Below are 20,731 nucleotides of genomic sequence, written 5' to 3'. Positions count from 1 at the left end.
CAGCTGTAATCTAGGGGTTATGGACTCAAGCCAGCCCGCCGACCGCACAGTAAATGTCAGCGCTTTGAAGGCACTCACTCATCCGCTTCGGATTCAGCTTCTCAATGCGCTATCGCAGTTCGGTCCACAGACGGCCAGCGTGCTGGCCGCCCGGCTGGGGGAGTCCAGCGGGTCCACCAGCTACCACCTGAGGCAGCTCGCCAAACATGAGCTGGTGCGCGAGTTGGAGGGCAAAGGATCCGCGCGCGAACGCTGGTGGGAGCGCCCGCCGGGCGCCCTCAGCCTGTATTCCAGCGAGATCGCCCACGACCCGGGTACCCGGGACGTTGCCGCGATCGTGAACCGGGAGTTCAGCCACAACAGGGCAGCCCTGCTGGAGGACTACATGGAACGTGGTCCGCACGTGCTGCCTGATGAGTGGCTTGAGGCCTCGGTGATCTCCACCCTCAACGCCCGCCTGACGGTCGAACAATTGGCCGAGCTGTCAGATGAACTGATGCGCGTATCCCGCGAGCTGTTCGAAAAGTACCGGCCCGGGGCAAACGATAATCCGGATGCCAAAGCCGTTCAGATTCACCTCAACACTTTCCCCATCATCCAGGGCCAGTTTCCTGAGCCCCCCGCACGAAAAGAGAAAACACCATGACTGCGCTTACCGGATTCTCCAGCCCGGCCCGTCCTGAGGGCTTCGATGCCCTGCTCATAGTTGTAGGCCGTTGGCTGGTCAGCGCCGGCGAACAGCTCGCAGCAGGACATTCAACCGCCGCACGCCACACAACTTACGAAGAGCATTCCCGCGATGTGGCCGCAACACGCCACTCGGGCCTCTGGCTCTGAACGGCTGGTCAGGGCAGCAGTCCCGGATTTCCCTTTATGTGGTTGAAAACCAGGGTTGTCTCCGTGTGGCCCACCACGGGGTCGGTGGTCAGGTAGTCCAGCACCCAGTCCCGAAGTGCGTCCGTGTCAGCCACCGCCAGATGAAGCAGATAATCTACTGCACCCGAGACGTGAAAGGTTGAAACCACCTCGGGAAGGGTTGTGATCCGCGAGGTGAACCGGTCGATTTCCTCGCGGTTGTGGCCCTTCAACTGAACGGAAATCAGAGCCTGCACCGCCCTGCCGACACCGGGCAGGTTCAGTTCGGCATGGAAGCCGCTCACGACACCCCGCTCGGAGAGTTGACGGGTACGCAGCAGCGCAGTTGAGGGGGCAACGCCCACCCGTTCAGCAAGCTGCGCGTTGGTGATCCGCGCGTCGGCCAGCAGTTCCTGCACGATCCGGCGATCGACGGCATCCAGCCCGTCCTGCTTCCCTGGATCTGCCAACGCCGCTGCCTTCCTCCGTGTCTGTGCTGACTTCGCGTTCCTTCAGCCTACTCGTGCCCCGGAAGCTTCCGACGGCGTGGAGTCAGCCGGACTGCGGGAAGCGCGGGTGCCGGGATGCGCTCAGCGCCGTGGCCGTCCACAGCCCCGAATCTCGGGTGTCCGTCTTCCCAGTCCTGACGGGCCTGTGCGATTTCGTCATGGCTGCGGCCCACGAAATTCCACCACATCAGCAGGTCCTCTGCGAACGGCTCCCCGCCGAGCAGGATCCAGCGTGTGCCCGGGCGTGCAGCGAACCGGAGGGTGGACCGTCCGGTGCCGAGGTAGGCGAGTGGGCCAGACTCGATGCTTCGGCCCTCAACCTCAAGGGCCCCTTCGAGGACAAGTACACCGTGCTCGAACGTATCCTCGACGTCCAGCTGGACCATCCCGCCGTCGTCGGAAATGAAGTCTGCCCCAACAAGCGGCGAATGCACCGAAGCGGGACTGGCCGCGCCTCCCAGTTGCCCCACCATCACTGTGCCTTCGAAGCCGGGACCGGTGATTCGGGGCAGATCGGCATGCCGCTCGAACGACGGCGGTGCAGATGCCGCCTGCCCGGGCAGCGCGACCCAGAGTTGAAGCCCCGACAGGATTTCATCGTGCGGACTGAATTCGGAGTGCGAGATTCCGCTGCCTGCGGTCATGATGTTCAGTTCGCCGGGGCGGACAACGACGTCGGACCCCAGGCTGTCGCGGTGCCGTACCTGGCCGACCAACGGCCAGGTCACCGTCTGCAGTCCGATGTGCGGGTGGGGGAGTACGCGCATGGCGGTCCGGTCTGGTCCGAACGAGTCAAGAAAGCACCACGCGCCAATAGTGGGAAGCGACCTTTGGGGAAGGGTTCTGCGGACGTTCATTGCGCGGACGCCCCCGAGCGGAACCTCGCGTTCGGGCAGCAGTTCAAGAACAGGTTCCCGGCGCGCCGCGGATTCGCACGCAGACGGAACCGGGCGTGTATCGAGATTGCTCATGGGCCTCCTGCCGGATGGGTGAGTTCAGGATACGCCCGCTGATTAGACTGCTGGAATGGCTTATGAGTGGGATACCCGGGTTGGTGCGTACGCCGTCGTCATTGAAGCAGGCCGCATTCTGCTCGCGCATTGGAACGAGCATGGCAGGACCGGCTGGACGCTGCCCGGCGGAGGACTCGAATTAGGCGAGGACGCTCCCACCGCGGCGGTACGCGAGGTGCGGGAGGAGACCGGATACACGGTCCAGCTGGATGAACTTCTTGGCGTCGACAGCCTGCACATCCCAGCCAAGGACCGTGAGTCCGGCGATGACCGCCCGCTCCATGCCCTGCGCATCATCTATCGGGCTCACACAGTATCGGGTGCGATTGTGCACGAGGTTGCCGGATCCACCGACGAAGCCGCCTGGATTGAGCTGGACGCAGTGCCGAATCTTCACCGCGTGAGCCTGGTCGACGCGGCCCTGGCGCTCACTTACCAAAGTCCCGACCGCGCGCTACCATAAGGAATCCGCCCGATTTCCGATGGGCGCAAACCGAAGTACAGGAGGTGAAGTCATGAACAAGGTCATTGTCGCTGCCGTTTCTCCAGCCACACACCCCATGAACTTCGCCTTCCACCGGATGCGCTAGGCTTCAGCCGCCGTCCGCGCGGAAGGCCCCATCAGAGGACCTTTCGTTGCATACTCTTACCGATTACGGTTTCACCGATCGCATTCGCGGTCTCTTTTCCTTTCGTTTTCCAGCCACTGGCACATCCGCGTCCGTACCTGCCCGGGTGATCCGGTCGGATCGGGGGCGGGTGCTGCTCGCTACCGACTCCGGGCCGGTGCACGCCTTGAGTGACGGCGCTGAAGTCACGGGCGATTGGGTGGCCCTTACCAACGACGACGGCGCGGCGCCACCCGCCGTCGTCGGCCTCCTTCCGCGCAGCTCCACACTGCAGCGGAAGAAAGCGCACGACCCGCTGGCCGATGTGCAGGTGCTGGGCGCCAACATCGACCTTGTGGGCGTGGTGGTTCCCATCGATCGCCCACTCTCCACCAACCGGCTCGAGCGGACGCTTGTTGCCGCGTGGGATTCGGGGGCGGTGCCGATCGTCATCCTGACCAAGGCCGACCTGAGCAACCGCTTCGACGAAGTGGTTGCCCAGACCGTGGAACGTGCCCGCGGTGTCGAGGTCTTCACCACCTCGGCTGAGTCCGGCGACGGCCTTGATGCCCTGCAGGCGCGGGTCGGTACCGGCAACACGCTGGCGCTGCTCGGGCCCTCGGGTGCCGGCAAGTCAACGCTGATCAACGCGCTGGTCGGATCGGAGGTGCAGGACACCGGTGATGTACGGTCCGGCGACGGGAAGGGTAGGCACACCACCACGTCGCGGGAACTCATACCGTTCGGGAACGGTTCGGTTCTGATGGACACACCCGGCGTCCGCGGCTTCGCGCTTTGGGACGCCGAGGCGGGCCTCGAGGCGGTCTTCGGGGATATCGAAGAGCTGTTTCCGCTGTGCAGGTTCAGGGACTGTGCGCACGACCGTGAGCCGGGATGCGCCGTTCAGGAGGCAATCGTTTCCGGGAACCTGGAGGAGCGGCGTTGGTTGAGCTACCGGAAGATGGAACGGGAGCTGGCCAGTCTTCACCGTCGGCAGAGCGTCGCTGAACAGCGCCGCCATGCCAGGTCCTTCCACAAAGTGGTGAAGGAGGCGGCGATGGCGAAGGACTATCGGAACCGCTTCAGGGAGGACTGAACCCCCCCCTGTGGTGCCCGACCCATGGGCACCACAGGGGGGGGAACCGGTTCCCTCTTAACGATTCGTGACTAATGTGCCGTGATGAGCCATACATCCGCTTGTTTGCCGCGAACGCATGGCTAGACTCAACAACACCAAGCCCTGAGCGCGAGCGCTTCCGTATCGCTCCGGCGCACAACAATCGCGAAGGTCCGGCCGCGATCCGGCTTCCTATCGACGAAAGGCCACGTCCATGACCGACCAAGCACGAGGTACTGCGGCGAACCGCGGCCGGTCCGGCGCGATGATCCGGTTCGAAAACGTGACCAAGCAGTACGCCGGCGGCGTCGCCGCGGTCGAGAGCCTCAGCATGGACATCGACCGCGGTGCCATCACGGTGTTCGTCGGCCCATCGGGCTGCGGAAAGACCACGTCACTGCGCATGATCAACCGGATGGTGGAGCCGACGTCGGGATCCATCGTCGTCGACGGCCAGGACGTCGGGCAGCAGAAGGCAGCCGAACTGCGCCGCTCCATGGGCTACGTGATGCAGTCCTCAGGCCTGTTGCCGCATCGCTCGGTGATCGACAACATCGCCACCGTCCCACGCCTCAACGGAGTGCCTAAGGCGGATGCACGCAGGCGCGCCTCGGAACTGCTGGACGTCGTCGGACTCGCCTCCGCGCTGGGCAAGCGGTACCCCAGCCAGCTCTCGGGCGGCCAGCAGCAGCGGGTTGGCGTCGCGCGGGCGCTCGCAGCCAATCCGCCGATCCTGCTCATGGATGAGCCGTTCAGCGCCGTCGACCCCGTGGTGCGGCACGAACTGCAGGAGGAGCTGCTGCGCCTCCAGCGGGACCTAGCAAAGACCATCGTCTTCGTTACCCATGATATTGACGAGGCCACCGTGCTTGGTGACAAGGTGGCCGTCTTCGCCACCGGCGGCCGGCTGGCCCAGTACGCGGCACCCGAGGAGATCCTGCGCGCTCCGGTGGATGACTTCGTGGCGGGTTTCGTTGGACGGGACCGCGGCTTCCGTCGCCTCTCGTTCCAGGAGGGGGACAACGTAGCCGTGCACCCGGTTGAGACCGTGCGGGTGAGCCGGCTTGCTGATCCGAACGTCGACGTCGGATCCTCCTGGACCCTGGCAGTCGACGACGACGGCCGGCCGCACGGCTGGGTACCCCGCGCGACCCGGCAGAACATCCGCTCGCTGGCCGACGTGGTGCCCGGCGGTTCGCTCTACCGCAAGGGCGACTCGCTGCGCCGCGCGCTGGACGCGGCGCTGTCGGCGCCGTCGGGCCTAGGCGTCACTGTCGACGACGACGGCCGGGTACTCGGCGTCGTCCGTTCGGCGGAGGTGCTCGAGCTTATCGAGGATGCACGCCTGGACCGGGGCCGCGCCGACCACGACACGGCGGTGTGACATGGAGTGGTTCCTGGATAATTTCTCCTACATCGCGGAGCTGACCGGACTTCACCTGGTCCAGGCAATCCTGCCGCTGGTGTTCGGGGTGGCCGTCGCCATACCGGTTGCGCAACTTGCGCGCCTCAGCAAGCCGCTCGCCGGAGCCATCCTCACGACGTCGGCCCTGCTGTACACGATTCCGTCGCTGGCCATGTTCGTCCTGCTGCCGCTCATCCTCGGCACACAGGTGCTGGACCCGGTGAACGTGATCGTCGCGCTCACCATCTACGCAGTCGCGCTGCTGGTCCGCTCCACGCTGGATGCCCTGAATTCCATCGACGACGGCGTCCGGCAGGCGGCGGTGGCCATGGGTTTCACACCCGTGCGTCGCTTCCTGACCGTTGACCTACCGCTCTCGATCCCCGTCCTGATCGCCGGACTGCGCGTCATCTCGGTAACCAACATTTCGCTTGTGAGCGTGGGTGCGCTCATCGGTATCCCCAGCCTCGGCACACTGTTCACCGACGGGCTGAACCGCAACTTCCCAACCGAGATAGTCATCGGCATCATCGTGACGCTGCTGCTCGCGCTGGTCATGGACCTTATGCTCGTGGTCCTTGAACGCGTGCTCACGCCCTGGACGCGCCGTGCGAAGGTCTCCGACGATCCAATGCAGGTGACAGCAGATGCAAATCTGGGGTCCGACGCTTCAAGAGCGGGCGGGGTGTACTGATGGACTACTCGAGTTCCAACCTCCTCGTGCAGATGTACGAGTGGCTCACCTTCCCTGCGAACTGGAACGGTGCCGGAGGAATCCCGATCCGCATCGTGGAGCACCTTGGCTACACGGCACTGACCATCCTGATCGCGGCAGCGATCGCGGTGCCGATCGGGCTCGTGGTGGGACACACCGGGAAGGGACGCGTCGTCATCGTCTCGGGTGTTGGAATTCTGCGCGCCCTGCCCACGCTCGGCGTCCTGATCCTGTTCGTGCTGCTCGCGGGCCTCGGCCTGATGCCGCCGATCTGGGCGCTGGTGCTGCTTGCGATTCCGCCGATCCTCGCGGGCGTCTATTCGGGCATCGCTTCGGTGAATCCCGCAACGGTGGACGCGGCACGCAGCATGGGCATGACCGAACTGCAGGTCCTGTTCCGGGTGGAACTGCCCAACGGGCTGCAGGTGATCCTCGGCGGTTTTCGGGCGGCTGTGCTGCAGGTGGTGGCGACCGCCGCCGTCGTCGCCTTCATCAATCTCGGTGGGCTGGGTGTCTTCCTGATCGAAGGTACCCAATTGCGCGATAACGGACGTCTTTTCGGCGGCGCCGTGGTTATCGCCGTCGTTGCGGTGGCTGTGGACGGCCTGATGGCGCTGCTCCAACGATTTGCTGTATCTCCCGGCCTGCGCACAACGCGCAGCCCGGCAGGACCAACAAAGACAGGTGGGCAGGACGCCCACGTCAGTGCACAAGGAGGAACAACATGAGTAATCCAACAACCGGGCGCCCCGTTCGGCGCCGCATGCTGGGACTGGCCGCCGGGCTGACTGCCGCGCTGGCCATGACAGCCTGCGGAGCGAACTCGGACCCCCAGGGAGGCGGCGGGAACGACGGCGGCGGCGAAGGCAGCGGTGAGCCGCTGGTCATCGGTTCCGCCGATTTCCCGGAGAGCCAGATCATCGCCGAGATCTATGCGGGCGCACTCAACGGTGCCGGGATTGAAGCCAGCACCCAGCTGAACATCGGTTCGCGCGAAATCTACTACCAGGCACTCGTGGACGGATCGGTCGACATCATCCCCGACTACAGCGGAAACCTGCTGCTGTTCCTGGACGCCGAGGCAACCGCGGAATCCGCGGAAGACATCATGACGGCACTGCCCGACGCCCTCGCGGCCGAGACCCCGGACGTCAATCTGGGCGTACTGGAAGCGGCGGAGGCCGAGAACAAGGACGCCATGGTGGTCACTGCGGCCACCGCGGAAGAGTACGGGCTGACCTCCATCGAGGACATGGCCGAGGTGTGCGACCAACTGGTTATCGGTGCCCCGAGCACCTTCTCCGAGCGGGCCTACGGCCTGCCCGGGCTGGAGGAGAACTACGGCTGCGTGCCGGAGTCCTTCGAGGCAATCAACGACGGCGGCGGGCCGGTGACACTGGAAGCGCTGTTGAACGACACCATCCAGGTGGCCGACATCTACACCACCACGCCATCGATCGCGGATAACGACCTGGTGGTGCTGGAAGATCCGGCGAATAACTTCATTGCCCAGCAGGTGGTTCCACTGGTCAACCTGGACACCGTGGGTGAAGAAGCGCGCGCTGTGCTCAATGAGGTATCCGGCGTTCTCACCACCGAGGACCTGATCGACCTCAACCGCGAGGTCAGCGGCGACGAGAAGCGCAACCCCGCAGATGCCGCAGCCGACTGGCTCGAGGAAAAGGGCCTGGCAGGGGAGTAGCAAACACCAGCCCGGGTCTGCCCAGCCGCGCTTGATCAGCATGCGCTTGATCACAATGCGGCTGGGCGGGCCCGGGCTGTGGCATCCTTTATTGATGGCCGAATTCAAGCAATCCGATAAGCTCCAGAACGTCCTCTATGACATCAGGGGGCCGCTGCTTGAGCACGCGAAGTACATGGAGGCGGAAGGCCACCGCATCCTCAAGCTGAATATCGGGAATCCCGCTCCGTTCGGATTCGAAGCACCCGACGCCATCCTCGTCGATATGATCCGTCACCTGCCCAACGCGCAGGGCTACAGCGATTCCCGCGGGATTTTTTCTGCCCGCACAGCAGTGGTGCAGTACTACCAGGGCCGCGGGATCCAGAATATTGACGTTGACGACGTCTATCTTGGGAACGGCGTCAGCGAGCTCATCACCCTCTCACTGCAGGCGTTGCTGAACAACGGGGAGGAAATCCTCGTTCCCACTCCGGACTATCCGCTGTGGACCGCTTCGGTGAGCCTCGCAGGCGGAACCGCCGTGCACTATCTCTGCGATGAGAGCAACTCCTGGTGGCCGGATGTCGAGGACCTGGAATCCAAGATCACCCCGCAGACCCGCGGCATTGTCCTCATTAACCCGAACAACCCGACCGGGGCCGTCTATCCGCGGGCGGTCATCGAACAGATTGTCGAGCTCGCGCGTCGCCACGACCTAATCATCTTTGCAGACGAGATCTACGAGAAAATCCTGTACGACGACGCCGTCCACGTGAATGCCGCGTCGGTCACCGGCGACGACGTCCTGTGCCTGACTTACAGCGGCCTGTCCAAGGCCTACCGGATCGCGGGGTTCCGGAGTGGTTGGATGGCCATTTCCGGCCCGAAGCATCGGGCGGCCGACTACATTGAGGGCATCAATCTGCTGGCCAATATGCGCCTGTGCGCCAATGTCCCGGCACAGCACGCGATTCAGACGGCTCTGGGCGGCTACCAGAGCATCAACGACCTTATCCTCCCGGGTGGACGCTTGCGCCAGCAGCGAGACAAGGCGTACCAGTTGCTGAACGCAATTCCCGGTGTCTCGTGCGAGTTGGCGCAGGGGGCGCTCTACCTCTTCCCCCGGCTCGATCCAGAGGTTTATCCGATCAAGGACGATGAGAAGTTCGCCCTGGATCTCCTGAAGCAGCAGAAGATTCTCATTTCCCACGGAACCGCGTTCAACTGGATCAATCCCGATCACTTCCGGATGGTTACCCTGCCGAGCGTTGAGGACATCGAGGATGCGATCGGACGTCTCGCAGAGTTCCTGAGTACGTACAAACCCTGATTCAGTAGTGTCCATTCGCGCCGCACCAGGAGGTTCCAATGCAGGTTGTTCCTGATTTCAGTGTCTCCCCGAGCCAGGCGCTGCTTGCCGGGCCGGATGTCCGCCTGGATCAGCTGGACCCTGCATCGAAACCAGGGTTCGACGGCGGCAAGCAGGCTGGACAGGCGCGGCTCGCTGCGGGTCGCGAAGCACTGTCCGGGCTTCAGGAGAAGCTGTTCGCAGAGAGCCGGTTTGGGAGTGAAATTTCGGTTTTGCTGATTCTGCAGGCAATGGACACGGCGGGTAAGGGCGGAATTGTCCGCCATGTGGTCGGTGCCGTGGATCCTCAGGGCGTCCACCATCACGCCTTCAAGTCCCCGACAGCGGCGGAGAAGCGCCACCATTTCCTCTGGCGGATCAGGAAGGAGCTCCCGGGTCCCGGCATGATCGGGGTCTTCGACCGATCGCATTACGAGGACGTGTTGATTGCACGCGTGCGTAAGCTGGCGGCGCCTCCGGTGATCGAAGAGCGCTACGAGGAGATTCGGGAGTTCGAGGCGGGGCTGGTGAGCTCGGGGACACACGTGATCAAGGTGATGCTGCACCTGAGCAAGGAAGAGCAGAAGAAACGACTCTCCAAGCGGCTCGAACGCAAGGACAAACACTGGAAGTACAGCCCGGGTGATCTTGAGGAGCGCGCGCTGTGGGATGAGTACCAGCGTGCCTACCAGACTGCGATCGAGCGCACCAGCAGCCCCGACGCTCCCTGGTTTGTAGTGCCTGCCGACCGGAAGTGGTACGCGCGGATCGCGGTTCAACAACTGCTGATCGACGTGTTGACCGGCATGCAACTCAGCTGGCCAAAGGCCACCTTCGATGTGGCTGCCGAGAAAGCAAGACTTGCGGCGAGCTGAAGGCTAGGTGTGTTTCAAACCTGGATGAAGGCCTGCACCTATAAGTCTTCGTCTGGTGCACTGCGTACCGAGCTGCAGGCCGACACCTGGTTGTATCCCCCTACGCCTGGGTTTGGGAGCCGCCTTGCTCTTCCGGCTGACTCCTGGCCGCGGCGAGGCGCTTCCGGGCTCCCTCCAACCATTGTTCGCAATGGTCCGCAAGTTCTTCACCGCGCTCCCATAGCGCGAGCGACTGCTCAAGACTGACGCCTCCGGCTTCGAGCTGGCTGACAACCTTGACCAGTTGTTCGCGGGCATCCTCGTAGCTCAGCTCGGAGACCGGCGGCAGGCCAGCACCTGCAGAAGGTGAAGGATCGATGGTCATTCTGGTTCCTTACTCTCTGTTTGCCGCACCGAGCCTCGTTTCTTGGTCGGGCGTTTCTTGCTGCTGGTTTCAGGAGCCGACATGCCGGGTTGCCCGGGCGCACCGTCGACGCCAACGGTGCGGGCAGCCAATCTGCCACTGGCCACCCTGATAGCCAACATCGAGCTCGGAGCCACGGTTTCCGCCTCCCGGACTACGCTGCCGTCTTCTGTCTGAACTACGGCATAGCCGCGGTCGAGCGTGTTTTGGGGGGATAGTGAACGTACCTGCGCCCGGAGGTGAAGCACACGGTCTGCTTCCCTCGCGACCGCGCTGTCCATCGCCGTGGTTATCCGCTTGCGGATCCGCAGCAGGTCTTCGTGGCGCACAGTCACCATGCCGATGGGCTGGGCGAGGACGGGCCGGGAACGCAGATGGGTGAGGCGTTCTGACTCGCGGGATACGAGTTGCGCGACGCAGCGGGACAACTGGGTGCGGGCTTGCCTGATGCGCTGAAGTTCCTCGGTGACCTCCGGCACTACGCGCTTGGCGGCATCGGTGGGCGTTGAGGCCCGAAGGTCCGCTACGTCGTCGAGCAGCGGATGGTCAGCTTCGTGGCCGATCGCACTGACAATGGGAGTGGTGGCCGAACTGACGGCGCGCACGAGGTCCTCATTGCTGAAGGGCAGCAGGTCCTCCAGAGACCCTCCGCCGCGCGCAATGATGATGACATCCACGCCAGGCATCCGATCCAGTTCCGACAGGGCAGAGCGCATTTGGGAAACAGCGCTCACGCCCTGGACAGCAACTTCCCGGATCTCAAATTCGACCGCGGGCCAGCGAAGGCGTGCATTGCGCAGCACGTCCTTCTTGGCATCGGAATCACGGCCTGTGATGAGCCCGATCCGGTGCGGCAGCAGCGGCAGCGGCTTCTTGCGGTGGGAAGCGAACAGGCCTTCGGCAGCGAGCGATTGTCGCAGCCGCTCGATTCTGGCGAGCAGGTCTCCCAACCCGACGGGGCGGATGTCCCAGGCCTGCATGGACAGCCGCCCTGACTTCACCCAGAAGTCTGCCTTCAGACGTGCGACCACCCGTGAACCGCGCTCAAGCGGTATTGACAGCCGGTCCATCACCGTCCCCCACACGGTAAGGGAAAGGGAAATCTCGGCGTCGATATCGCGCAGGGTGACAAAGCACATGGTCCCGCGTTTGTTGAGTTCAATGACCTGACCCTCCACCCAAGCGGCTGGAGCGCGTTCGATGTGCGCCTTCAGCTTTTCGGAGAGCACATGCAGGGGCCAGGGGCGGTCCGCCGATGTCTCAGCGGCGGTTTCGGGAAGGGAGGATGGATCCGCCGCCCCAGCCGGAGCGGCCGCGATCGCGGTGCCCAGCGACGCGCCGTCGTCGTTCATTGTCTGTCTGTCCTCCCGTACCACCTGCCCTCCTGGCGGGCGGTGTCTGTAGTTAATGTTTATCAGGTGCTCCCGACAACAGTGGCACCTGGACTGTTGTTGTGCAGGAGTAGAGCGGATCGCAAGTCATGAAGCGGGCATAATCGGAAGAACGCGCTACTGGTGGAATGGGAGCTCATGAGAACAGTAGGATCGGCATTTTTTGTCCTCTTTACGGTGGTGTTCGGTGTTCTCGCCCTGCCGAGCGCCTGGATTGCCGCGCATGTGGTCTCGGAGGAGGGATTCGTACAGTTGGCGTCTCCTCTCAGCGAAGACCCTGAGTTCACGCAAGCACTGGCTGACGCGCTCTCCGAGGAAGCGACTGCCGGCGTGGACCTGCCATCCGGTATTGCGGAAACCGTCCAGCCGATTGTCGCTGGGATAGCTGAGCGGATCACGGAACTGCCCGGCTTCGAGCAGGCGTGGGATGAGACTCTCACGCGTTCACACTCGTTGACCTTCGCCGACTCAAGGCAACTCCCGCCGGAGGCGGACGCGAGCTCCTCGTTCACCCTGGACGTTGCACCGTTGGTTGCGCTGGTAACAACGGAGATCGGGAACCAATTCGGAGTGGATGTGCCGGCGCCTCAACAGACACTGGTGAACATCGGTCAGGCAAACCATCGAGCTCTCCTGGAGCGCGTCGAAACTGCCGCTTCACTATGGCCCGCTCTTACGGCGGCGGCAGCGATCGGAGCGGTGTTGAGTCTTCTGATCGCCCGACGGCGAAGCACCACCCTCGCAGTACTAGGCCTGGGAGTCGTGCTGGGTGGAGCGCTCCTCTGGTTCGTCGCGGGCTTTGCTCCACAAATCGTTGATCGAACCGCTGACGCGAACGCGGTCGCGGACGTTTTCAAGGATGCGCTGACCGTTCGTGCGGCTGACGGTTTCCAGGCCTGGTGTCTTGCCGCTATTGCGGTCGGATTGCTGCTGGCGGTTGCTGGGCTTGCCGCACGCCTTCTGAGCGGGTCTCGGCGCAGGCGGCTTCCGTCTGAGCGGACCGCTCGGCTCTGACCGGACCGCTCGGCTCTGAGCGGACAGAGAGTAGCTCCCGGGCGGGTAGCGCAGCGTAGGCCGCTAGCATGGAGATATGTCCACCACAGCAGTGCCGGTTCCCATGCCCATGGTGCCCAGGAAGCGCCGAACGCCGGAAGAAGTGCACGCAGCAACGCCCGTTTCCGGGTCCCGCAAGGTGCTGCTTGCCGCTCCCCGAGGCTATTGTGCCGGAGTGGACCGCGCTGTCATTGCTGTGGAGAAGGCGCTCGACCATTACGGCCCGCCCGTGTATGTGCGGAAGCAGATCGTTCACAATCTCCACGTGGTGTCCACCCTCGAGGAGAAGGGCGCCATTTTCGTCGAGGAGACTGACGAGGTCCCGGAGGGGGCGCTTGTGGTGTTCTCGGCGCACGGGGTATCGCCGGCTGTGGTGCAGGCTGCGGAAGACCGCAACCTCCGAACCATTGACGCCACCTGTCCGCTTGTCACCAAGGTGCATCGTGAAGCGGTCCGGTTCGCGCGTGACGACTTCGACATCCTCTTGATTGGTCACGAGGGGCACGAGGAAGTAGAGGGAACCTCGGGTGAGGCACCTGAGCACATCCAGATAGTCAACGGTCCGGAGGACGTGGATAAGGTATCGGTCCGCGATCCGGACAGGGTGATCTGGCTTTCTCAGACCACCCTCAGCGTTGACGAGACCATGGAGACCGTCGCGCTGCTCAAGGAGCGGTTTCCCACGCTCCAGGATCCGCCCAGCGATGACATCTGCTATGCGACTTCGAACCGCCAGGCAGCGATCAAGAAGATTGCCCCTGATGCCGATTTGGTGATTGTCGTGGGGTCGTCGAACTCCTCCAACTCCGTTCGGCTGGTTGAGGTTGCGCTCGAGTACGGGACAAAGGCCTCCTATCGTGTCGACTTCGCTAATGAGGTGGACGAGTCCTGGTTCGAGGGAGTATCCACAGTTGGAGTTACTTCCGGAGCTTCTGTGCCGGAGAACCTGGTTCAGGACGTCCTTCGATTGCTGGCAGATTACGGCTACGCCGATGTCGAGGAAGTGGTCACTGCCGAGGAAGACATCATTTTCTCCCTGCCCAAGGAGATCAGGGCTGCGCTGAAGGCGATGGGCGACCCATCGAGCGGGCTTGGCGGACGCGGCCAGCGACCCACTTCCTGATAATGACTCTTGAGTGCCGCAACCGTCGCCTGAGTGATCCGTCCAGCTAAGCGGAGCGTTCCTCAGCTTCCGAGCCGGTCTCAGAATCGATGAGTTCGGGCGCGCTCAATAGCCTTGGCGTTGTCTCTACAGTCTGGGTCGATAGAGGAGCGTCGACATCAGCGGGCTCGAAGGCGTTGATACGTCGGGCTGTCGGCAGCACCCGTGACTCGAGGGTGCCGACGAACGAGTTGTACTTCTCCACGGAGCTTTTCAAAGAGCTGCCCAACCGGGTGATGTGCGAACCCATTGTGCCAAGCCGCTCATAGAGTTCGCGCGACAGGTCGTACAACTCCTTGGCGTTCTCCGTCAGCACATCCTGGCGCCAGCTGAACGCGACACCCTTCAAGATCGCCAGCAACGACACAGGGGAGGCGAGCACCACATTGCGCGAAAAGGCATAGTCCAACAGTGCTGGGTCAGTGTTGAGCGCCGCCGACAATACGGACTCCACAGGAATGAAGCACACCACCAGATCGGGAGAGTTGGCTGCGCCCTCCCAATACTTCTTGCGACTCAGTGCGTCAACGTGCGCCCGCACGGCCTTCACATGTTGCAGGAGAAGATCCTGCCGACGGCGTTCCTCTGCAGCGACCTGTTGTTCATCGCCGTCCTCGATGGAACTCTGCGCTTCCAGGTACGCCGCTAGTGGCACTTTGGAGTCAACGACGATCTGTTTGTTCCCCGGAAGCTGGATGACCATGTCCGGCCGTGCCGTGGAGGCTGATTCCTTCGAAGTGATCGTGAACGTTGTCTGTTCATGGAAGTCCACGCGCGGAAGCATTCCCGCTGCCTCGACCACGCGGCGCAGTTGCACTTCACCCCATTGACCACGCGCCGTGCTGCTGCGTAGCGCAGACGCAAGCGAATGGGTGGTGGACAAGAGCTTGGAATCGGAGAGCTGCGCTTCCTGCAACTGCCGTGCCAAGTGGCCGAACTGCTGCGCGCGTTCCCGCTCCAGTTGCCCTACCTGTGCCTGGACCTGCCCCAGCTTGTCCGCGAGAGGCGCCAGCGCACGAAGGACGGACTGCTCCTCACCCGACTGCTCAGTAAGCCGACGGTTGTGCTCGTGAAGGATGCGGTTCTCGCCCTCAGCCGCAGCGCAGGCCGACACAGCCCGCCCAAGCCTTTCCCCGGCGTCGTCCAGTTCAGTGCGCAGGTCGGTAATAGACCGACGTGAGAGAACGAGTGCAACGCCTGCGCCAATGCCGACGCCAAGTAGAGCCGCGAGAATGATCGAGAGAAGCGTGAATCCGTCCATGGATCAACCATTGCAGGTGCCGGTGACATTCTTGATTGACGTAGCGGCGCGGCGGCCACGGGCACCGACGGTAGACTATTTTTCCGTGGCTCTTACTATCGGCATCGTCGGACTGCCCAACGTCGGCAAATCAACCCTCTTCAACGCGCTCACCAGGAACACCGTTCTCGCTGCGAACTATCCGTTTGCAACGATCGAACCGAATGTTGGCGTGGTCAGCCTGCCGGACCCGCGGCTCGGTGAGCTCGCAGAGATTTTTAGTTCGCAGCGCATCCTGCCTGCCACCGTCTCCTTCGTGGACATAGCCGGGATCGTGAAGGGTGCATCTGAGGGTGAGGGGCTTGGCAACCAGTTCCTCGCGAACATCCGCGAAGCTGAAGCGATAGCTCAGGTTGTCCGGGTGTTCGATGACCCCGACGTCGTGCATGTTGATGGCGCAGTGAATCCGGTCTCGGATATGGAAACTATCAACACCGAACTCATCCTCGCGGATCTGCAGACGCTTGAGAAAGCGATCCCGCGCGTGGAGAAGGAAGTCAAGATCAAGAAGCGGGAGGCCGCGCAGCTGTCCGCCATGCAAGCGGCACAGGCAGTCCTTGAGCGCGGTGACACCATTTTCTCCTCGATTGCACAGGACAAGCTGGAAATGGAACACCTTCGGGAACTGAGCCTGCTCACGGCGAAACCCTTCATCTACGTATTCAATGCGGATGACGCAGTACTCGGGAGCGATGAGCGGCAGAAGGAACTCCGCGCGCTGGTAGAACCCGCCGACTGCATCTTCCTCGACGCCAAGCTCGAAGCTGACCTCGTGGAACTGGACCCGGAAGAGGCGCGGGAGATGCTGGAGATGAACGGGCAGGAAGAGTCCGGCCTTGACCAGCTGGCGCGCGTTGGATTCCACACACTCGGGCTTCAGACCTACCTCACGGCGGGTCCGAAGGAGGCTCGTGCCTGGACCATCAAGAAGGGCGCTACCGCTCCCGAGGCGGCCGGAGTGATCCATTCCGATTTCCAGCGCGGCTTCATCAAGGCTGAGGTTGTCTCCTTCGCCGACCTGGTTGTTGCAGGGTCGATGGCAGAAGCGAAGTCCCGTGGCAAGGTCCGCATCGAGGGCAAAGAGTACGTGATGTCAGACGGGGACGTGGTGGAGTTCAGATTCAACGTGTAGTTGGGTTCCGGTCAGACATCTGTCAGGGATGACCTCGGCCAGCTCAGGCAATTTCGAGAAATCCGGCTTTCAGCCTCCTCGGGCGAAGTCCTCAGGTAAGTTTCCCTACTACGTGCTGGCACGGCCGCCGCAGAGATCGGAGCACTCGTGAAGCACCTCCTGACATCGGGCGGGATCAGCAATCCGAGCATCGAGCAAGCGCTTGTCGACCTGCTCGGCAAGCCCATCGCCGAGGCCAGCGCGCTGATCGTCGCGACAGGCATGTATCCCTTTCCCGGCGGCAGCGGCATGGCCCGCGATGCGATCACCGGCGCGGCGTCGAGTCCGTTGGCAGGGCTCGGGTGGAAGTCCTTGGGCGTCCTCGAGCTCACAGCGCTTCCTACCCTCCGCGACGAGGCCTGGGTGCCGGATGTGCAGGAGACTGACGCCCTTCTCGTGTACGGCGGGGACGTGCTCTATCTGGTTCATTGGATGCGTGAATCAGGTCTCGCGGAGCTCCTGCTGACCCTCAAGGACTCCGTATACGTCGGGGTGAGTGCAGGGAGCATCGCCGTCACTCCGTATAACTGCGACGCCGAGTTCGATCTGGAGTTCGTCCCCGAGGACAGCGATATGGGACGGGACGCCGAGCGAGCGCTCGGGCATGTCGACGTCGCGCTGTACCCGCACCTCGGGAACCCTGAAATGCCCGACACGACCCTCGAGAACATCGGACGCTGGGCAGATCGGATCCCGGTCCCCGTCTACGCAATCGATGACGACACTGCGCTCCGTGTCGAAAATGGCAAGATCGACGTCATCTCCGAAGGGACCTGGAAGCTATTCCCTGCGTGATCCTTGCGCGGTCGGACTGCAGCCTTCGTTCCGGGCTGCGCGAGGTGCTCGACTACCCATGGCGAAGCCGAACCTGCGACTCGGGCACCACGTCCCCGTTTTGGCATCTGGGTAAGCAAGCCACCGTCAGGAATTCGCCGGTACCCGTGTCGAGCCGCTCAACCGTGGACTGTCTGACCGCCGCGCTCCACCAATCGGGCAGCTCATTCGGGGTCAGGGCGACTGCGGGTGCGCTTGATCTCGGAGCGCAACCGTTTTCCTTCCAGGCGACGACGTCGCGAGCCAATCGTCGGGCGGGTCGGTCGCCGGATGACAGCGGGAGCCACTGCCTCTCGCAGGATCGCGGCAAGGCGTTGCCGCGCCGCAATCCTGTTGCGCCGTTGGGAGCGGTGCTCGGAGGCGCTGATGGTAAGTACTGTGCCCGAGAGCCTTTCGGAGAGCCGGTAAATGGCGAGTTCCCGTTGGACCTCATTGAGCGCTGATGTTGTGCCTAGATCGAGACTGAGTTGCACACGGGAGTCGGCCGTGTTGACGCTCTGGCCGCCGGGGCCGGATGCTCGGGAGAACTGCTCGACCAGCTCCCCCGCCGGTACCCGGAGGCCGCGGGGCGCGCCGGGCCCCGCGGGTACACGCAAGTTGTCCACACGATTATTGTGCCCCAACTCCGAAACAGTTGCTGCGATCAGCGCCGGTTAGAAACAGCAGACGCTAGGTGCGTAAGCCATCGTCGGGACGTCTGCTCAGATGGAACGACGTGCCCCGCGCAGTCCCATTGCAATCACCGCGTCAATGACGAACAGTGCAAACATCGTGACGGTATTGCGCCTGCGGTCTTTTCGCATGTACTCGCGCCCGAATAGAAGGTGAAGCAGGGAGCGTGCCGCAACAGCACGCCACCGCCAACGTGACGACCGTCCGGCCAAGGTCGTGATGCCGAGGACAAGGTCTGCCATTCCAAGTACGCGTCGATATCGAACGTCAGTGCGAGTTAAGTCGAGCCACCGCCCGCCCGTCAGCGGGGCCACGGTCAGTAGGCCACCGAGAGCTGCGGAGACCGCACCCACACCATCGGCCGCGATGGTGAGGACGGCGTTCCTGGATGCTGGCATGTGGGGACTCTACAGCAGCCGGTGTAAGGGAGTAGTCGGCGCTTCACCGAGACCGAGCCCAGGAGAGATCGCCGACGGCTCGTCACTCACCCGCGACGATGGTCTTGCAATCGGCAAGATCGACTCCTCTGGGGCTTCCAACCGTGGCAACGTGGTAGAAATTCGCCTCAGAGTCCAGGCGCAGGAACATCACCGTAGGGCATCTGCGCGGTAACCGACGGGTGTCGGTAGGGGCATCTTTGGTTGCATCTCGGTAACAACACCTGGCCCTCCTAGCTTTCGATACCTAGTAGTAACAATTACCCCTTAGGCTTTTCATCATGTGAGGCACGCCACTTTGACCATCAGAGTGCGTGTCAGTCCTTTGTAAAACCATGAAGGACATCTTCCACAACATGAAACTAGGAGGCGGAATGCGTTTCGGACGTACTTCCAAAGCCGTAGGTGTAGCGGCAATTGCTGCACTTGCACTGAGCGCCTGCGCTGAAAGCGGCGGCGGCGACGACACTGGCACCGACGGTGGCGGTAACGAAGCGGCCGGCGGCGCCGTAACCGTTGCTGAGGTCAACCCGTTCACCTCATTCAACTCGGACAGCGCCACTGGCAACGTTGATATCAACGGCAAAGTCAGCTACCTGACCCACAGCGGATTCAACTACATCAGCAACGAGTACGAACTTGTTCCCCGGGAGGAGTTCGGCACCTACGAGCTTGTATCCGAGGATCCACTCACTATCACCTACACGGTCAACGAGGGCGTCACCTGGTCCGATGGAGAACCAGTCGACGCCGATGATCTGATGCTTGCCTGGGCAGTCACCTCCGGTCATTACAACGACCTTTCTGATCCGGATCCGGAAGTCGAGGGCGACGAAACGGGGGTTGACTACTTTACCTACGCTGGTTCGACCGAGGGCCTCGGTCTCACGGATGTGCCCGAGATTGGTGAAGACGGCCGTTCGATCACTCTCGTGTACTCAGAGCCTTACGCCGACTGGGAGTCAGCGTTCGATATTCTCGATACTCCCGCTCACGTTGTCGCAACGGGCGGCGGCCTGGCTGACGGAGACGCACTGATCGAGCTGTTCCAGTCCGCTCCTGCAGGTGACCCAGAGAACCCGGAGGAGCGCCCCGAGCTTCAGGCGGTCGCGGACTACTGGAATACGGCGTTCGACACCACTACGCTTCCCACTGATCAGGGCCTGTACCTGTCCACCGGACCGTACATTGTCCAGGACATGGTTCCGGACCAGTCAATGACGCTGGTACGTAACGAGGACTACAACTGGGGACCGGTCCCGGCAGTTGAAGAAATCACCATCCGGTACATTCCGGACGCCAATGCACAGGTGCTGGCGCTACAAAACGGTGAAGTCGACATCATCCAGCCGCAGGCATCTGCTGACACGTTGACCGCGCTTGAGGCCATCGATGGCATCGAGATCCAGCGCGGCCCGGAGCTGTCGTTCGACCACATCGACATCTTCCAGGGCGGAGTCTTCGAGGACCCTGAGGTCCGTGAGGCATTCATGCTGACCATTCCCCGTGAATCAATCGTCGACGCAACTATCCGTCCATTGGACCCTGAGGCTGCACCGCGAAACTCGCACATCTTTGACTTCGGGACAGATGGCTACAACGCAGCTATCGAAACCAATGGGTCTGATGCTTACGCTGAGGTCGATATCGCGCGCGCTACCGAGTTGCTTGGCGGCGCAACGCCCGAAGTTCGCATCATGTACAATGCGGACAACCCGAACCGCGTAGATGCCTACACCCTTATCGCTGAGAGTGCAGAGCAGGCCGGCTTCCGGGTTGTCGACGGTGGCCTTCCCGGTGCAGAGTGGGGTGCAGCTCTGGCCAACGGTGGATCGGGTTGGGACGCAACCATCTTCGGATGGATCAGCACGGGCGTCGGCGTAACCGGCGTACCTCAGCTGTACGGTTGCGGATCTGCGTCGAACTACGCTCAGTGGTGTGACGAAGAAGCTCAGGCAGCAATGGACGAGCTCATCATCACTACCGATGAAGCCCAGCAGCAGGAGCTGCAGATCCAGGTCGACACCGCTCTCTTTGAGACCGGCTTCGGTCTGCCCCTGTTCCAGTCTGTTGGTATCAACGCTCTGAGCGATCAGATCGAAGGAACCGAGTACATGGGCAACCAGACCGGTATCTGGTGGAACTTCTGGGAGTGGTCGATCGCTGAGTAAGCGGCCGG

Annotated in this window: 22 protein-coding genes; 15 read left to right on the top strand and 7 right to left on the bottom strand. The window is 62.6% G+C overall.

What is annotated here, in order from left to right:
* The first annotated feature begins 19 nt into the window (after positions 1–19).
* Positions 20–646: a winged helix-turn-helix domain-containing protein gene (locus BJ994_RS10760; RefSeq protein ID WP_167994012.1), complete on the top strand. Its 627-nt coding sequence runs from the start codon at positions 20–22 to the stop codon at positions 644–646.
* Positions 643–837, top strand: coding sequence for a hypothetical protein (locus BJ994_RS10755; protein ID WP_167994010.1), 195 nt, complete (start codon positions 643–645; stop codon positions 835–837). The genes BJ994_RS10760 and BJ994_RS10755 overlap by 4 nt, the downstream gene beginning before the upstream one ends.
* Positions 838–845: 8 nt before the next feature.
* Here the strand turns inward: BJ994_RS10755 and BJ994_RS10750 are convergent, their stop codons facing one another.
* Both BJ994_RS10750 and BJ994_RS10745 read right to left on the bottom strand, forming a co-directional pair.
* A complete protein-coding gene (locus BJ994_RS10750) occupies positions 846–1,325 on the bottom strand; it encodes an Lrp/AsnC family transcriptional regulator (RefSeq protein ID WP_167994008.1) in 480 nt (159 codons plus the stop codon).
* 47 nt (positions 1,326–1,372) lie between these two features.
* Entirely contained in the window at positions 1,373–2,335 is a 963-nt protein-coding gene (locus tag BJ994_RS10745; RefSeq protein WP_167994006.1) for a pirin family protein, read from the bottom strand.
* Between the two features lie 55 nt (positions 2,336–2,390).
* Here BJ994_RS10745 and BJ994_RS10740 point away from each other — a divergent pair, with 55 nt between their 5' ends.
* From BJ994_RS10740 to BJ994_RS10705, 8 genes are all read left to right on the top strand, one after another.
* Positions 2,391–2,840 (top strand): NUDIX hydrolase, encoded by a 450-nt coding sequence (locus tag BJ994_RS10740; RefSeq protein WP_167994004.1) that lies wholly within the window; start codon positions 2,391–2,393, stop codon positions 2,838–2,840.
* 173 nt (positions 2,841–3,013) lie between these two features.
* Complete coding sequence (gene rsgA / locus BJ994_RS10735) at positions 3,014–4,081, top strand: ribosome small subunit-dependent GTPase A (protein ID WP_167994002.1); 1,068 nt, start codon at positions 3,014–3,016, stop codon at positions 4,079–4,081.
* Positions 4,082–4,367: 286 nt separating this feature from the next.
* Positions 4,368–5,486, top strand: a complete 1,119-nt coding sequence (locus BJ994_RS10730; protein ID WP_167995975.1) for an ABC transporter ATP-binding protein — start codon at positions 4,368–4,370, stop codon at positions 5,484–5,486.
* Between the two features lies 1 nt (position 5,487).
* Positions 5,488–6,201 carry an ABC transporter permease gene (locus BJ994_RS10725; RefSeq protein WP_167994000.1) on the top strand — a complete coding sequence of 238 codons (714 nt, stop codon included), beginning with the start codon at positions 5,488–5,490 and terminating at the stop codon, positions 6,199–6,201.
* Positions 6,201–6,950 carry an ABC transporter permease gene (locus BJ994_RS10720; RefSeq protein WP_209066792.1) on the top strand — a complete coding sequence of 250 codons (750 nt, stop codon included), beginning with the start codon at positions 6,201–6,203 and terminating at the stop codon, positions 6,948–6,950. The genes BJ994_RS10725 and BJ994_RS10720 overlap by 1 nt, the downstream gene beginning before the upstream one ends.
* A complete protein-coding gene (locus BJ994_RS10715; protein ID WP_167993998.1) occupies positions 6,947–7,924 on the top strand; it encodes an ABC transporter substrate-binding protein in 978 nt (325 codons plus the stop codon). The genes BJ994_RS10720 and BJ994_RS10715 overlap by 4 nt, the downstream gene beginning before the upstream one ends.
* Positions 7,925–8,018: 94 nt before the next feature.
* Entirely contained in the window at positions 8,019–9,236 is a 1,218-nt protein-coding gene (locus BJ994_RS10710) for a pyridoxal phosphate-dependent aminotransferase (protein ID WP_167993996.1), read from the top strand.
* A 38-nt stretch (positions 9,237–9,274) separates the two neighbouring features.
* Positions 9,275–10,129, top strand: a complete 855-nt coding sequence (locus BJ994_RS10705) for a PPK2 family polyphosphate kinase (RefSeq protein ID WP_167993994.1) — start codon at positions 9,275–9,277, stop codon at positions 10,127–10,129.
* 100 nt (positions 10,130–10,229) lie between these two features.
* Here the strand turns inward: BJ994_RS10705 and BJ994_RS10700 are convergent, their stop codons facing one another.
* Positions 10,230–10,493 (bottom strand): exodeoxyribonuclease VII small subunit, encoded by a 264-nt coding sequence (locus BJ994_RS10700; protein ID WP_167993992.1) that lies wholly within the window; start codon positions 10,491–10,493, stop codon positions 10,230–10,232.
* Positions 10,490–11,884 (bottom strand): exodeoxyribonuclease VII large subunit, encoded by a 1,395-nt coding sequence (xseA, locus tag BJ994_RS10695; protein WP_167995973.1) that lies wholly within the window; start codon positions 11,882–11,884, stop codon positions 10,490–10,492. Before xseA ends, BJ994_RS10700 begins: the two co-directional genes overlap by 4 nt.
* 177 nt (positions 11,885–12,061) lie before the next feature.
* On the opposite strand from xseA, the gene BJ994_RS10690 reads away from it, so the two are divergent.
* Entirely contained in the window at positions 12,062–12,937 is an 876-nt protein-coding gene (locus tag BJ994_RS10690; protein WP_167993990.1) for a hypothetical protein, read from the top strand.
* Positions 12,938–13,013: 76 nt separating this feature from the next.
* Positions 13,014–14,099, top strand: a complete 1,086-nt coding sequence (locus BJ994_RS10685; protein WP_167993989.1) for a 4-hydroxy-3-methylbut-2-enyl diphosphate reductase — start codon at positions 13,014–13,016, stop codon at positions 14,097–14,099.
* Between the two features lie 46 nt (positions 14,100–14,145).
* Here the strand turns inward: BJ994_RS10685 and BJ994_RS10680 are convergent, their stop codons facing one another.
* Positions 14,146–15,399: a DNA recombination protein RmuC gene (locus BJ994_RS10680; protein ID WP_167993987.1), complete on the bottom strand. Its 1,254-nt coding sequence runs from the start codon at positions 15,397–15,399 to the stop codon at positions 14,146–14,148.
* An 85-nt stretch (positions 15,400–15,484) separates the two neighbouring features.
* Between BJ994_RS10680 and ychF the strand changes: the two genes are divergently transcribed.
* Positions 15,485–16,570, top strand: a complete 1,086-nt coding sequence (gene ychF, locus BJ994_RS10675; protein WP_167993985.1) for a redox-regulated ATPase YchF — start codon at positions 15,485–15,487, stop codon at positions 16,568–16,570.
* 147 nt (positions 16,571–16,717) lie between these two features.
* Positions 16,718–17,404, top strand: coding sequence for a Type 1 glutamine amidotransferase-like domain-containing protein (locus BJ994_RS10670; protein WP_167993983.1), 687 nt, complete (start codon positions 16,718–16,720; stop codon positions 17,402–17,404).
* A 203-nt stretch (positions 17,405–17,607) separates the two neighbouring features.
* On the opposite strand, the gene arfB is transcribed toward BJ994_RS10670, so the two are convergent.
* Positions 17,608–18,048 carry an alternative ribosome rescue aminoacyl-tRNA hydrolase ArfB gene (arfB, locus tag BJ994_RS10665; protein WP_167993981.1) on the bottom strand — a complete coding sequence of 147 codons (441 nt, stop codon included), beginning with the start codon at positions 18,046–18,048 and terminating at the stop codon, positions 17,608–17,610.
* 96 nt (positions 18,049–18,144) lie between these two features.
* On the bottom strand, positions 18,145–18,513 hold the full coding sequence (locus BJ994_RS10660) for a hypothetical protein (protein ID WP_167993979.1): 369 nt from the start codon (positions 18,511–18,513) through the stop codon (positions 18,145–18,147).
* 395 nt (positions 18,514–18,908) lie between these two features.
* On the opposite strand from BJ994_RS10660, the gene BJ994_RS10655 reads away from it, so the two are divergent.
* Complete coding sequence (locus BJ994_RS10655) at positions 18,909–20,723, top strand: ABC transporter family substrate-binding protein (RefSeq protein ID WP_245192285.1); 1,815 nt, start codon at positions 18,909–18,911, stop codon at positions 20,721–20,723.
* Positions 20,724–20,731: the final 8 nt, after the last annotated feature.

The sequence above is a fragment of the Arthrobacter pigmenti genome (assembly GCF_011927905.1).
GTDB lineage: Bacteria > Actinomycetota > Actinomycetes > Actinomycetales > Micrococcaceae > Arthrobacter_D > Arthrobacter_D pigmenti.
This window is presented reverse-complemented; position numbering and strand designations above follow the sequence as displayed.

Excerpts from the sequence above, each read along its gene's own strand:
- BJ994_RS10760 (WP_167994012.1), top strand. The coding sequence starts at position 20 with ATGGACTCAAGCCAGCCCGCCGACCGCACAGTAAATGTCAGCGCTTTG.
- BJ994_RS10755 (WP_167994010.1), top strand. The coding sequence starts at position 643 with ATGACTGCGCTTACCGGATTCTCCAGCCCGGCCCGTCCTGAGGGCTTC.
- BJ994_RS10745 (WP_167994006.1), bottom strand. The coding sequence starts at position 2,335 with ATGAGCAATCTCGATACACGCCCGGTTCCGTCTGCGTGCGAATCCGCG.
- BJ994_RS10740 (WP_167994004.1), top strand. The coding sequence starts at position 2,391 with ATGGCTTATGAGTGGGATACCCGGGTTGGTGCGTACGCCGTCGTCATT.
- BJ994_RS10730 (WP_167995975.1), top strand. The coding sequence starts at position 4,368 with ATGATCCGGTTCGAAAACGTGACCAAGCAGTACGCCGGCGGCGTCGCC.
- BJ994_RS10725 (WP_167994000.1), top strand. The coding sequence starts at position 5,488 with ATGGAGTGGTTCCTGGATAATTTCTCCTACATCGCGGAGCTGACCGGA.
- BJ994_RS10720 (WP_209066792.1), top strand. The coding sequence starts at position 6,201 with ATGGACTACTCGAGTTCCAACCTCCTCGTGCAGATGTACGAGTGGCTC.
- BJ994_RS10715 (WP_167993998.1), top strand. The coding sequence starts at position 6,947 with ATGAGTAATCCAACAACCGGGCGCCCCGTTCGGCGCCGCATGCTGGGA.
- BJ994_RS10710 (WP_167993996.1), top strand. The coding sequence starts at position 8,019 with ATGGCCGAATTCAAGCAATCCGATAAGCTCCAGAACGTCCTCTATGAC.
- BJ994_RS10705 (WP_167993994.1), top strand. The coding sequence starts at position 9,275 with ATGCAGGTTGTTCCTGATTTCAGTGTCTCCCCGAGCCAGGCGCTGCTT.
- BJ994_RS10700 (WP_167993992.1), bottom strand. The coding sequence starts at position 10,493 with ATGACCATCGATCCTTCACCTTCTGCAGGTGCTGGCCTGCCGCCGGTC.
- xseA (WP_167995973.1), bottom strand. The coding sequence starts at position 11,884 with ATGAACGACGACGGCGCGTCGCTGGGCACCGCGATCGCGGCCGCTCCG.
- BJ994_RS10690 (WP_167993990.1), top strand. The coding sequence starts at position 12,062 with ATGAGAACAGTAGGATCGGCATTTTTTGTCCTCTTTACGGTGGTGTTC.
- BJ994_RS10685 (WP_167993989.1), top strand. The coding sequence starts at position 13,014 with ATGTCCACCACAGCAGTGCCGGTTCCCATGCCCATGGTGCCCAGGAAG.
- BJ994_RS10680 (WP_167993987.1), bottom strand. The coding sequence starts at position 15,399 with ATGGACGGATTCACGCTTCTCTCGATCATTCTCGCGGCTCTACTTGGC.
- BJ994_RS10660 (WP_167993979.1), bottom strand. The coding sequence starts at position 18,513 with ATGCCAGCATCCAGGAACGCCGTCCTCACCATCGCGGCCGATGGTGTG.
- BJ994_RS10655 (WP_245192285.1), top strand. The coding sequence starts at position 18,909 with ATGAAACTAGGAGGCGGAATGCGTTTCGGACGTACTTCCAAAGCCGTA.